Origin of the sequence: Streptomyces sp. NPDC047117, from assembly GCF_040643545.1 — a bacterium.
Classification (GTDB): Bacteria; Actinomycetota; Actinomycetes; order Streptomycetales; family Streptomycetaceae; genus Streptomyces.
Window position 1 is genome coordinate 280,837 of record NZ_JBEYUN010000006.1, and the last position, 12,692, is coordinate 293,528.

8 protein-coding genes are annotated in these 12,692 nt (G+C 72.0%); 7 read left to right on the forward strand and 1 reads right to left on the reverse strand.

Going from position 1 to position 12,692, the window contains the following annotated elements; translation table 11 throughout:
• Window positions 1–146: 146 nt before the first annotated feature.
• Window positions 147–3,086 (reverse strand): BTAD domain-containing putative transcriptional regulator, encoded by a 2,940-nt coding sequence (locus ABZ840_RS14225; RefSeq protein ID WP_361558460.1) that lies wholly within the window; start codon window positions 3,084–3,086, stop codon window positions 147–149.
• Between the two features lie 220 nt (window positions 3,087–3,306).
• Here ABZ840_RS14225 and ABZ840_RS14230 point away from each other — a divergent pair, with 220 nt between their 5' ends.
• The 7 genes from ABZ840_RS14230 to ABZ840_RS14260 all read left to right on the forward strand — a co-directional run bounded on the left by ABZ840_RS14230 (window position 3,307) and on the right by ABZ840_RS14260 (window position 12,674).
• Entirely contained in the window at window positions 3,307–4,551 is a 1,245-nt protein-coding gene (locus tag ABZ840_RS14230) for an amidohydrolase family protein (protein WP_361558827.1), read from the forward strand.
• A 62-nt stretch (window positions 4,552–4,613) separates the two neighbouring features.
• Window positions 4,614–5,525, forward strand: a complete 912-nt coding sequence (locus ABZ840_RS14235; RefSeq protein ID WP_361558830.1) for a TIGR03619 family F420-dependent LLM class oxidoreductase — start codon at window positions 4,614–4,616, stop codon at window positions 5,523–5,525.
• A gap of 20 nt (window positions 5,526–5,545) precedes the next feature.
• Window positions 5,546–6,331 (forward strand): glucose 1-dehydrogenase, encoded by a 786-nt coding sequence (locus ABZ840_RS14240; protein WP_361558463.1) that lies wholly within the window; start codon window positions 5,546–5,548, stop codon window positions 6,329–6,331.
• Between the two features lie 106 nt (window positions 6,332–6,437).
• A complete protein-coding gene (locus ABZ840_RS14245; RefSeq protein ID WP_361558466.1) occupies window positions 6,438–7,562 on the forward strand; it encodes an LLM class flavin-dependent oxidoreductase in 1,125 nt (374 codons plus the stop codon).
• A gap of 31 nt (window positions 7,563–7,593) precedes the next feature.
• Window positions 7,594–9,333, forward strand: coding sequence for a D-aminoacylase (locus ABZ840_RS14250; protein ID WP_361558469.1), 1,740 nt, complete (start codon window positions 7,594–7,596; stop codon window positions 9,331–9,333).
• Window positions 9,330–10,787 carry an aldehyde dehydrogenase family protein gene (locus ABZ840_RS14255; protein WP_361558472.1) on the forward strand — a complete coding sequence of 486 codons (1,458 nt, stop codon included), beginning with the start codon at window positions 9,330–9,332 and terminating at the stop codon, window positions 10,785–10,787. The genes ABZ840_RS14250 and ABZ840_RS14255 overlap by 4 nt, the downstream gene beginning before the upstream one ends.
• A gap of 318 nt (window positions 10,788–11,105) precedes the next feature.
• The gene (locus ABZ840_RS14260) at window positions 11,106–12,674 is read left to right on the forward strand and encodes an APC family permease (RefSeq protein WP_361558475.1); all 1,569 of its coding nucleotides are present in this window, start codon (window positions 11,106–11,108) and stop codon (window positions 12,672–12,674) included.
• Window positions 12,675–12,692 lie beyond the last annotated feature (18 nt).

Sequence of the window (12,692 nt, forward strand, 5' to 3'; positions counted from 1 at the left end):
CCAAGGGCCGAACACCATACGGTGGGGCCTCGATACCGAGCCGCTTGCCCCCCGAGGCGGCGGATCGGTACGTAGAAGAGTGACGCGCGGCGATGAACGATCGATAAACGGCGGCGATTACGTCGCCGAACTGGGGTGATGCCCGGTCAGGCGACGGCGGCCGGGGAGAGCAGCTGCTGCACCTGCGTGCTCTCCGCCGCGCCGAGCCGCTCGTACACGCTCAGCGCCTCCTGCCAGCACACCCGGGCCCGGCCGGTGTGCCCGACCTGGCTCAGCGCCCGCCCCAGCGTGGTCAGTGCGTTGGCGCGCCAGAGCTCGCCGCCGACGCCGCGCAGCGCGGTCAGGGCCTGCTCGGCGTGGTTGGCGGCGCGGGCCGGCCGCTGGGCCGCCAGGTCGACCTCGGCCAGCCGGAAGTACGTCATGCCCTCCCAGAAGGGCTGCCGGCTGTCCTGGAAGATGGTCAGCGCGGCGTTGAGCTGCTGCGCCGCGTCGTCCAGATGCCCGGCGGCGGTGAAGGCGAGCGCCAGCGCGTACATGCCGTTGGCCAGCCGCCGGGTGGCGCCGATTCTGTGGTAGATCGCGACGCCTTCCTCGGCCAGCTCGATGGCGCTCTCCACCCGCCCGGTGTCGAGGTGGACGCGCGAGAGGTTGCACAGCGCGCTGGCCTCGGACTGCTGGTTGCGGTCGTCGCGGAAGGCCACCAGCGCCTGGCTGAGGTACGCCTCGGCGTCGTCGTGCCGGCCCAGGGCGCCCGCGATGATGCCGCGGTCGTTGGGCGCGTACGAGGAGGAGATCGGGTCGTCCGTCGCGAGCCCGAGGAGCATCGCCGACTTGGCGTGGTCGTCGGCGTCGTCCAGCCGCCCGGCCAGCGTGCGGATGTAGGCGAGCGAGGTGTGGATACGGGCCTCGGCGTGCTGGTCGCCGAGGGCCCGGGCGGCGGCGAGGACGGTCATGTTGGCCTGGTCGTGCTGGCGCGCGTCGGCACCGGACTCGGCCAGGTCCTTGGTGAGCAGCAGCAGGTCGGCGGCGCGGCGTACCGTGTCGGCGCCGGTGGACTGCTGCGCGCAGGCCAGCAGGCAGCCCGCCTCGCTGAACAGCCATTCCAGGGCCACCGCGCGGTCCTCGAAGGCCAGTCCGGGGTAGCGGGTGCTCTCCATGTGGTCCACGAGCCGGTCGCCGGGGCGCTCCAGCGCGTACATGCGGGCCGCCGAGGCCAGGTAGAAGTCCAGCAGGCGGGAGAGGGCCGCGGCGCGCTCGGACGGCGGGTGCTCGTCACGCTCGGCACATGCACGCGCGTAGAGGCGGACCAGGTCGTGGAAGCGGTAGCGGCCGGGGGCAGCGGATTCGAGGAGCGAGGCGTCGACCAGGGACTCGATGAGCTCCTCGGCGGCGTCGACGTCCATGTCCAGCACGGCCGCCGCGGCGGCCAGCGAGATGTCGGGGCCGTCGGCCAGCCCCAGCAGCCGGAACGCGCGGGCCTGCACCGGCTCCAGCTGCCCGTACCCCAGCTCGAAGGTGGCCTTGACGGCCAGGTCGCCGGCGCGCAGCTCGTCCAGGCGGCGGCGCTCGTCGGCGAGCTTGCGGGCCAGTACGGAGACGGTCCAGGTGCGGCGGGAGGCGAGCCGGGAGGCGGCGATGCGGATGGCCAGCGGCAGGAAGCCGCAGGCGCCCACGACGTCCATGGCGGCCTTGCGTTCGGCGCCGACCCGCTCCTCGCCGACGATGCGGGTGAAGAGCGTCAGCGCTTCCTCGGGGCTCATCACGTCGAGGTCGATGAGGTGCGCGCCGGCCAGGTCGATCATGCGGGCGCGGCTGGTGATCAGCGCGGCGCAGCCCTCCGTACCGGGCAGCAGCGGCCGTACCTGGGCGGAGTCCCGCGCGTTGTCCAGCAGCGCCAGCACGCGGCGCCCGGCGAGCGTGGAGCGGTACAGCGCGGCCCGTTCCTCCAGGCCGTCGGGGATGGAGGAGTCCGGGGTGCCGAGCGCGCGCAGGAACGCGCCGAGCACGGCCTCCGGCTCGGCGGGGGTGTGGCCGGCGCCCTGGAGGTCGACGTAGAGCTGGCCGTCGGGGAAGTGCTCGCGCGCGGCGTGCGCGACGTGGACGGCGAGGGTGGTCTTGCCGACGCCGCCGATGCCGGTGAGCGCGGAGACCGCCATGACGCTGCCCTCGGCGGTGGCGAGCTGGGCGCCCAGCTCCGCGACGAAGGGGACGCGCCCGGTGAAGTCCGCGACGGTGGCCGGGAGCTGTTGGGGGCGCAGGACGGCGGGGCTCGCGCCGGTGTGCTCCTCCGGGGGCGGGCTCGGCGCCTCCAGGCCCGCGTCGGCGCGCAGGATGCGCTGGTGCAGTTCGGCGAGGGAGGCGCAGGGGTCGACGCCCAGCTCGGTGTCGAGCAGACGGCGGGTATCGGCATAGACGGCCAGCGCCTCGGCCTGCCGTCCAGAGCGGTACAGCGCGAGCATGAGGAGTTCGCGGAGCCGTTCGCGCAGCGGGTGGGCGGCGGTGAGCGCGGTCAGCTCGGACACCGCCTCGGCGTGGCTGCCCAGCTCCAGGTCGAGGTCGAGGCGGGCCTCGGTGAGGGAGAGCCGCCACTCCTCCAGGCGGGTGCGCTGGTTCTCCGCGTACGGCCCGGGCACGCTCGCGAGCGGTTCGCCGTCCCACAGGGCGAGGGCGGACACCAGCAGGTCACGGGCGCGGCAGCGGTCGCCGCTCGCGCGGGCCTTCTCGGCCTCGGCCGCGAAGGCCTCGGCGCGGTCCAGGTCGAGGTCGTGGGCGCCCGGCGGGTCGGACTGGAGGGCGTAGCCGCCGGACTCGCTCACCAGCGCGTCGGCGTCGTCGCCCAGCGCCTTCCGGAGTCGGGAGGCGTAGGTCCGCAGCGCCGCGAGGGCCGCGTGCGGGGGCTCGTCGCCCCAGATGGCGTCGACCAGTTCGGCCGCGGTGGCGGTGCGTCCGCCGCGCAGCAGCAGGGCGGCGAGCAGGGCACGCTGCTGCGGGGTGCCGGCCGCGAGCGGCGTACCGCCCCGCCAGGCCCGTACGGGACCGAGCACGGTGAAGCGGAGCTGCTGCCCCTGCCCCGGACTCTCGTCCATGGTCTCCCCCTGCCTGTGCATCTCGTTCGCATCGGCCAGTCTGCCTTGTCGGCGGCCCCTGCGTCAGTAGGGGTCAGGTCTGTGCACAATCCCTCCTCTTGTGATCCACCGGGGCGGCAGGCTGCCGGGGCCGGGCGCCGGGCCGCTCCCCGGAGGGGAATCGTCCGCTTCCCACTAGCTGACGGTTCGTCAGATCAGCGCTACCGTGAGGCGCATGGCGATGCACACGGAGACCCCGGAAACCTTCCCGAGGATCATCTCGGTGGACGACCACACGGTGGAGCCCCCGCACGTCTGGCGGGACCGGCTGCCCTCGAAGTACCACGACACCGGCCCGCGCATCGTGCGCGCGCCCCTGAAGGAAATGACCTTCGTCGGCGGCAAGTTCGCCCCGAAGATGGGCGCGCCGGGCGACGACGGGCCGCTCGCCGACTGGTGGGTGTACGAGGACCTGCACCGCCCCCTCACCCGCCTGGACACCGCGGTCGGCTACTCCCGGGACGAGATCAGGCTGGAGGGGATCACCTACGAACAGATGCGCCCCGGTTCGTACAGCGTGCCGGAGCGGCTGGCGGACATGGACGTCAACCACGTCCAGTCGGCGCTGTGCTTCCCCACCTTCCCGCGCTTCTGCGGCCAGACGTTCACCGAGGCGTCCGACCGCGAGCTGGGGCTCCTCGGGGTACGCGCCTACAACGACTGGATGGTGGAGGAGTGGTGCGGCCCCGAGGCGCAGGGCCGGCTCATACCGCTCGCCCTCATCCCCCTGTGGGACGCCGAACTCGCCGCCCAGGAGGTGCGGCGCAACGCGGCCCGCGGGGTGCGCGCCGTCTGCTTCAGCGAGATCCCGCCGCACCTGGGCCTGCCCAGCATCCACACCGACTACTGGGACCCCTTCCTGCGGGCCTGCGACGAGACCGGCACGGTCGTCGCCATGCACATCGGCTCGTCGTCGAGGATGCCCTCCACCTCGGCCGACGCGCCGCCCGCCGTCGGCTCCACGATCACCTTCGCCAACTGCTGCTTCTCGATGACCGACTGGCTCATGAGCGGCAAGTTCGAGCGCTTCCCGCACCTGCGGATCATGTACGCGGAGGGGCAGATCGGCTGGATCCCCTACATCCTGGAGCGCGCCGACGTGGTCTGGGAGGAGAACCGCGCCTGGGGCGGGGTCGCCGACAAGGTCCTCCGGCCGCCCTCCGAGCTCTTCGCCGAGCACGTCTACGGCTGCTTCTTCGACGACGCCTTCGGCCTGAAGAACCTCGACGCGATCGGCGTCGGCAACGTCCTGTACGAGACGGACTACCCGCACTCCGACTCCACCTGGCCCAAGTCCAAGGAGGTCGGTGAGGCCCAGATGGGGCACCTGGCCCCGGACGTCGTCGAGCGCATCGTCCGCGGCAACGCCATCGAGCTGCTGGGCCTGACGCCGGACGGCCGCTGGCCGGGGCCGGGGGCCCGGTGACCGCCCCGGCGGCGGCTCCCGGGCAGGTCTGGCGGCCGCCCGAGGGCCGCCTGGTGTACGGCATGCAGCTGCCCGTGCAGTCGCAGAGCACGCTCTACACCGAGGCGTGGGAGGCGGCCGCGGGCCCCGCCGACCTGGTGGAGATCGCCAGGACCGCCGACCGGCACGGCTTCGCCTACATCGCCTGCTGCGAGCACGTGGCGATCCCGCGCCGGCTGGCCGGGGCGATGAGCACCGTGTGGTACGACCCGGTGGCCACCTTGGCGCACCTCGCCGCCGTGACCGAGCACGTACGGCTGCTGAGCCATGTGGCGGTGGTCGGGCTGCGGCACCCGCTGCTCACGGCGAAGCAGTACGCCACGCTCGACCGGCTCTCGGGCGGACGGCTGATCCTCGGGGTCGGCGCCGGGCACGTGCGGGAGGAGTTCGAGGCGCTGGGGGTGGACTTCGAGGGCCGGGGGGCCGTGCTGGACGAGACGGTCGATGCCTTGAAAACGGCCCTGGGGCCCGAGGAGTTCCCGGAGTTCGCGGGGGAGCGGTTCGCGTTCGAGGGGCTGGGGCAGGCGCCGCGGCCGGTCCAGACGCCGCGCCCCCCGCTGTGGGTCGGCGGTTCCTCCCCGGCCGCGGTCCGCCGGGCCGCCGAGCGGGGCGACGGCTGGCTGCCGCAGGGCGACCGCAGGGACCGGCTGCCGGGACAGATCGCGAAGCTGGCCGCGCTCCGCGAGCGGGCCGGCGTGTCCGACCCGGTGGTGATCGGCGCCATCGCCGAGCCCGTGTACGTGGGCGAGCCCGCCTGGGACACCGGCAAGTGGACGCTGACCGGGCCGCCGGAACGTATCGCCGCCTCGCTGCGGGAGTACGGCGCGCTCGGGGTGCACCAGATCCAGCTCCGTTTCCGCAGCCGGAGCCGCGACGAGCTGACCGACCAGATGGCGGCCTTCGGGGCGGACGTGGCCCCGCTGCTCGCCGGCTGACCCCACCGAGGAGTGCAGGCATGGGCAAGCTCGACGGGCGGGTCGTCGTGATCACCGGCGCCGCGCGCGGACAGGGCGAGCAGGAGGCGCGGCTGTTCGCCGCCGAGGGCGCCCGGGTCGTCCTCGCGGACGTGCTGGACGAACAGGGCCGCGCGCTCGCGAAGGAGCTGGGCGAGGACACCGCGCGCTACGTGCATCTGGACGTGTCCCGCGAGGACGACTGGACGGCCGCCGTCGCCACCGCCAAGGACGCCTTCGGCGCGATCGACGGGCTGGTCAACAACGCCGGGATCCTCCGTTTCAACGAGCTCACCAGGACGCCCCTGGCGGAGTTCCAGGAGATCGTCCAGGTCAACCAGACCGGCTGCTTCCTGGGCATCCGTACCGTCGCGCCGGAGATCGGGGCGGCCGGCGGCGGCACGATCGTCAACACCTCGTCCTGCACGGGTCTCACCGGCATGGCGCTGGTCGGCGCCTACGCCGCGAGCAAGCACGCCGTCCTCGGGCTGACCCGGGTCGCCGCGCTGGAGCTGGCGCCCCGCGGGATCCGGGTGAACGCGGTGTGCCCGGGGGCCGTGGACACCCCGATGACCAATCCGGCCGTGTTCGACCCGGCGGCGGACCCGGACTCCGGCCGGCAGGCGATGGACGAGCTGTACCGGAAGCTCGTGCCGCTGGGCCGGGCCGGGCGGCCCGAGGAGGTGGCCAGGCTGGCGCTGTTCCTGTCCTGCGCCGACTCCTCGTACATCACCGGGCAGCCGTTCGTCGTCGACGGCGGCTGGCTGGCGGGCGTGGGGCTCTTCTGAGGCCTGTCACTGACGGCCCGTCAGGTATTGACCGGACCGGTCGCCGGTGGAACAGTCGACGCAATAAATCTGACGGAGCGTCAGAAAAACGAGGAGGGTGGACCCCTTGGAATTCGGGCTCTTTGTACAGGGATACGTTCCGGCGGCGCGCGCGGCGGCCGACCCGGAGGCGGAGCACAAGGCACTGATCGAGGAGACCGAGTACGTCATCCAGGCGGACCGGTCCGGCTTCAAGTACGCCTGGGCCTCCGAGCACCACTTCCTGGAGGAGTACTCCCACCTCTCCGCCAACGACGTCTTCCTCGGCTACCTCGCACACGCCACCGAACGCATCCACCTCGGCTCCGGCATCTTCAACCCGCTCGCCCCGGTCAACCACCCCGTCAAGGTCGCCGAGAAGGTCGCCATGCTCGACCACCTCTCCGGCGGCCGCTTCGAGTTCGGCTCCGGCCGCGGCGCGGGCAGCCACGAGATCCTGGGCTTCATGCCGGGCGTCACCGACATGAACCACACCAAGGAACTCTGGGAGGAGACCATCGCGGAGTTCCCCAAGATGTGGCTCCAGGACGAGTACGTCGGCTTCAAGGGGAAGCACTGGGAACTCCCGCCGCGCAAGGTCCTGCCCAAGCCGTACGGCAAGGGCCACCCGCCCATGTGGTACGCCGCCGGCTCCCCCTCCTCGTACGCCATGGCCGCCAAGAAGGGCCTCGGCGTCCTCGGCTTCAGCGTCCAGAAGGTCTCCGACATGGAATGGGTCCTGGAGTCCTACAAGTCCGCGATCCAGGAGGCCGAACCCGTCGGCGCCTTCGTCAACGACAACGTCATGGTCACCTCCACCGCGATCTGCGCCGAGACCCACCAGAAGGCCGTCGAGATCGCCGTCAACGGCGGCCTGAACTACCTCCAGTCGCTGCTCTTCCGCTACCACGACACCTTCCCGCGGCCCGCGGGCATCCCCGAGTGGCCCGAACTCCTCCCCGACTACACCGAGGAGATCATCGAGCTGCTGATCGCCGAGGAACTGATGATCTGCGGCGACCCGGACGAGGTGCTGCGCCAGTGCAAGCGCTGGGAACAGGCCGGCGCCGACCAGCTCTCCTTCGGCCTGCCCGTCGGCGTCTCCCGCGAGGACACCCTCACCACCATCAAGCTGCTCGGCGAACACGTCATCCCGAAGATCGACACCGACCCCGTGCACCGCACCACCCGCTTCCGCCGGGCGGCCGGCTGACCCGCCCCTGCCCGAGAGGAGGACCGGCACCATGCTCGACCACCTGATCAAGGGCGCCACCGTCGTCGACGGCACCGGAACCCCCGCGTACCCGGCCGACCTCGGCATCCGCGACGGCAGGATCGCCGTACTCGCCGAACCCGGCACGGTCGCCGAACCCGCCCGCACCAGCGAGGACGCCACAGGACTCGTCCTCGCCCCCGGCTTCGTCGACCCCCACACCCACTACGACGCGCAGCTCTTCTGGGACCCCTACGCCACCCCCTCCATGCACCACGGCGTCACCACGGTCGTCGGCGGCAACTGCGGCTTCACCCTCGCCCCGCTGCACCCCGACCGACCCGAGGACGCCGACTACACCCGGCGCATGATGAGCAAGGTCGAAGGCATGTCCCTCGTCGCCCTCGAACAGGGCGCCCCCTGGAACTGGCACACCTTCGGCGACTACCTCGACGCCCTCGAAGGCCGGACCGCCGTCAACGCCGGCTTCATGGTCGGCCACTGCGCACTGCGCCGCCACGTCATGGGCGCCGACGCCGTCGGCGGACAGCCCACCCCCGGGCAGCTGGAGAAGATGCTGCGCCTCTTCCACGAGGCCATGGACGCGGGCGCCTGGGGCCTGTCCACCACCCAGTCCTCCTCGCACTCCGACGGCGACGGCGAACCCGTCGCCTCCCGGCACGCCGGCCCCGACGAACTCCTCGCCCTCTCCCGCGCCGTCGCCGACCACGAAGGCACCCAGATCGAAGCCATCGTCGCCGGCTGCCTGGACCAGTTCAGCGACGCCGAGATCGACCTCTTCGTGGCCATGTCGGCAGCCGCCGGACGCCCCCTGAACTGGAACGTCCTCACCATCGACGCCGCGGTACCGGAACGGGTCCCGCGCCAGCTCCTCGCCAGCGAACGGGCCCGGAAGGAAGGCGGCCGCATCGTCGCCCTCACCATGCCCATCCTCACGCCGATGAACATGTCCCTCGGCACCTTCTGCGCCCTCAACCTCATCCCCGGCTGGGGCGAGATCCTCGGCCTGCCCGTACCCGAACGCGTCGCGAAACTGCGCGACCCCGCCGTACGCGAGGACATGCTGCGCCGGGCGCAGAGCAAGGAAGCCGGCGTCTTCCGGCGGCTCGCCCACTTCGACCGGTACGTCATCGGCGACACCTACTCACCCGCCAACGAAGGCCTCACCGGCCGCGTCGTCCGCGATATCGCCGCCGAACGCGGCATCGACCCCTTCCACTGCCTCGTCGAGATCTGCGCCGCCGACGACCTCCGCACCGTCCTGTGGCCCATGCCCACCGACAACGACCCGGACAGCTGGGAACTGCGCCGCCAGACCTGGGAACACGAGGACGTCCTGCTCGGCGGCTCCGACGCGGGCGCCCACCTGGACCGGATGTGCGGAGCCCCCTACACCACCCGCTTCCTCGGCGACTGCCTGCGCGGACGCCGGCTCGTCGGCCTCGAACGCGCCGTGCAGATGCTCACCGACGCCCCCGCACGCCTCTTCGGACTGCGCGACCGCGGCCGCATCGCCGAGGGGTACCACGCGGACCTCGTCCTCTTCGACCCCGCACGCATCGACGCGGGGCCCGCCACGCTCGTCCACGACCTGCCCGGCGACAGCCCCCGGCTCGACTCCCGCGCGCGGGGCGTGGTGAGCGTACGCGTCAACGGCGTGCAGACCCTGCGCGACGACGAACTGACCGGCGCCGTACCGGGCACCGTGCTGCGCTCCGGACGGGACACGGAGACGGTGAGCACCCGGTGACGGACGGCGAGCGGCTGTACATCGGGGGCCGCTGGGTGGCACCGGACCACGGCCACTACGAGGTGACCGACCCGGCGACCGAAGAGGTCGTCGGCCACGCCCCCGAAGCGAGCCGGGACCAGGTGTACGCGGCGGCCGCCGCCGCCCGCGAGGCGTTTGACGGCTGGTCGCGCACCGCCCCCGAGGAACGCGCCCGGATCCTGGCCCGCACCGCGGAGATCATCCGGGACCGGGCCGGACCGTACGCCGAACTGGCCCGCGCGGAATCCGGCGCGACCACCGCCACCGCGCGGGGCATGCAGGTCGCGGTGGGCGCCGCCCGGTTCGAGCGGTACGCCCGGGGCGCACTGGAACCGGTGGAGGAACCCCTTCCCCCGCAGGTCAACCCGGCCGGACCGATGGGGAAGGCGGCCGTCCTCGGCGCCCTCGCAGTCCGCCGCCCGGTCGGCGTCGTCACCTGCATCACCTCCTACAACAACCCCTGGGCCAACCCGGCGGGCAAGATCGCCCCGGCCCTCGCCATGGGCAACACCGTCCTCGTCAAACCCGCTCCCCAGGATCCGCTGTCGGTCTTCCGGATGGCCGAGGCGCTGGCGGAGGCCGGGGCGCCACCGGGCGTGGTGAACGTGGTGACCGGTTCGCGCCCCGAAGCGGGCGAGGCAGCGGTGGCCGCGCCGGACGTCGACATGGTCAGCTTCACCGGCAGCACGGCGGTCGGCCGGGCCATCGCCGAGGAGTGCGGCCGCGGCATGAAACGCCAGCTCATGGAGCTGGGCGGCAAGGGCGCCGCACTCGTCTTCGACGACGCCGACCTGCCGGCGGCCGTGGCCGGCATCGGCACCACCTTCTCCTTCTACAGCGGCCAGATCTGCACCGCGCCCACCCGGGTACTCGCCCAGCGGGGCGTGTACGAGCGGCTCGTCGAGGGGCTCGCCCGGTACGCCGGGGCCCTGAAGGTGGGCGACCCGAGGGAGCGGGACACGGTCGTCGGCCCGGTCATCTCCGCCGCCCACCGCGACCGCGTCGAGTCGTACGTCGAACTCGGCCGCAAGGAGGGCGCCCGGCTCGTCGCGGGCGGCGAGCGCCCGGCGCGGGACCGCGGCTGGTACGTCGCCCCCACCCTCTTCGCGGACTGCGCTCCGGGGATGCGGATCGTCCGGGAGGAGATCTTCGGCCCGGTCGTGGCGGTGCTGCCCTTCGACGACGAGGAGGAGGCCGTCGCGCTCGCCGGCGACAGCGACTACGGGCTGATCGACTACGTCTGGTCCGGCGATGTCGCGCGGGCCTTCCGGGTGGCCCGCCGGCTGCGGGCGGGCGGGGTCGGCATCAACACCGTCGGCCGCAACATGGAGGCCCCGTTCGGCGGCTTCAAGCAGAGCGGCGTGGGCCGCGACGTCGGCTCCTACGCGCTGCGTGCGTACAGCGAACTGCAGTCGCTCGTCTGGCCGGGGTGACCCGTCCGGCCGGGGTGACTCGACAGGCGGGGGCGATGGGGAACGGACAGGCGCCGCGAGGTCGCTCGCGGCGCCTGGAGGCGGCCCGGAGTCCGAATAACGGACACCGACGGGAAAATTTTGAACCCCTACAAAACGGACATGGCTGCGGTTCCCGTAATCCGATTCTCAACTAATGGACCTTGCTGTTGCTTGGCGGAGTGTGTTGCTGGCCTTCTATGTGGCGGCCGCTGCGCTCAATTCACCTTCACAAGGAAGGTATAGGCCCCGGAGTTCGATCATCCGGATACGAATACAGCAGCGCTTAACGTCCTGTTCATGGTTCAGGTAGACCCTCGGCCACCGGCCGGAGACACGGTAACGAGCGTCAATGGCGACGCATCGGGCGAAACCCGCAGCAAGGGCCTCAGCGGCAACTCCGTCGGCCTACTGGGCAGCGCCGTCATCGGCGTGTCCACCGTCGGGCCCGTCTACTGCCTGACCTCCACCCTCGGCCCCACCGTGGGCGAGGTCGGCCTCCAGATGCCCGCGGTCTTCCTCGCGGGCTTCCTGCCGATGCTGCTGGTCGCCTTCGCGTACCGAGAGCTGAACAAGGCCGTCCCCGACTGCGGCACCTCCTTCACCTGGACGGTGAAGGCCTTCGGGCCCCGCGTCGGCTGGATGTGCGGCTGGGGCCTCGTGATCGCGACGATCATCGTGCTGTCGAACCTCGCCGGCGTCGCCACCTCGTTCTTCTATCTCCTCCTCGGCCAGCTCACCGGCAGCGACTCCATCGCCGCCCTGGACGGCAACAAACCCGTCCACGTCCTGACCTGCCTCGCCTTCGTCGCCATCGCCACCGCCATCAGCTACCGCGGCGTGACCACCACCAAGGGCATCCAGTACGCACTGGTCGGACTGCAGCTCGCCGTCCTGGTCGTGTTCGTCGCCATGGCCGTCGGCAAGGCGAGGGCCGGTGACTTCACCGGCTCCATCGACTTCCACTGGTCCTGGCTGAACCCCTTCGAGGTCAAGTCGTTCGCGTCCTTCACCGCCGGACTCTCCCTCTCGATCTTCATGTTCTGGGGCTGGGACACCTGCCTCACCGTGAACGAGGAGACCTCCGGCAGCGAGAAGACCCCCGGCCGCGCCGCCATGCTCGCCATGGTCGTCCTCATCGGCTCCTACCTGACCACCGCGGTGGCCGCGCAGATGTTCTCCGGCGTCGGCACCAAGGGCCTCGGCCTGGGCAACCCCGACACCTCGGACAACGTCTTCGCGACCCTCGCCGGACCGGTCATGGGCTCCGCCCTCGGCGTGCTGCTCTTCGTCGCCGTACTCGCCTCGGCCGCCGCCTCGCTGCAGACCACCTTCATCCCGGTCGCCCGCACGGTCCTGGCGATGTCCACGTACGAGGCGCTGCCGGCCTCCTTCGCCCGCATCCACCCGCGGTTCCAGTCCCCGGGCCGGGCCACCATCGCGGCCGGCGTCGCCACCGGCGTCTTCTACGCCGTGATGACCTTCCTCAGCGAGAACGTCCTCGTCGACACGATCTACGCGCTCGGCCTCATGATCTGCTTCTACTACGCGATCACGGCCTTCGCCTGCGCCTGGTACTTCCGCTCCGACCTGCGGAACTCCGTCCGCGACCTGATCTTCAAGGGCGTCTTCCCGGCCCTCGGCGGACTGCTGCTGACCGGCGTCTTCGTGAAGACCCTCGTCGACATCTGGGACCCGGCCTACGGCACCGGCAGCTCGGTCCTCGGCGTCGGCTCGGTCTTCGTCATCGGCGTCGGCCTCCTCGTACTCGGCCTGGTCCTCATGCTCGTCATGCAGCGCCGCAGCCCGGCCTTCTTCCGCGGCGAGGTCCTGACCCGGAACACTCCGGCGCTGGTGGTGGAGGACTGAGGGGGGAGGGCTGAGGGG

Bases quoted from the DNA above. Each gene is read 5' to 3' on its own strand.
- ABZ840_RS14225 (WP_361558460.1), bottom strand. From the start codon at position 3,086: ATGGACGAGAGTCCGGGGCAGGGGCAGCAGCTCCGCTTCACCGTGCTC.
- ABZ840_RS14230 (WP_361558827.1), top strand. From the start codon at position 3,307: ATGCACACGGAGACCCCGGAAACCTTCCCGAGGATCATCTCGGTGGAC.
- ABZ840_RS14235 (WP_361558830.1), top strand. From the start codon at position 4,614: ATGCAGCTGCCCGTGCAGTCGCAGAGCACGCTCTACACCGAGGCGTGG.
- ABZ840_RS14240 (WP_361558463.1), top strand. From the start codon at position 5,546: ATGGGCAAGCTCGACGGGCGGGTCGTCGTGATCACCGGCGCCGCGCGC.
- ABZ840_RS14250 (WP_361558469.1), top strand. From the start codon at position 7,594: ATGCTCGACCACCTGATCAAGGGCGCCACCGTCGTCGACGGCACCGGA.
- ABZ840_RS14260 (WP_361558475.1), top strand. From the start codon at position 11,106: ATGGTTCAGGTAGACCCTCGGCCACCGGCCGGAGACACGGTAACGAGC.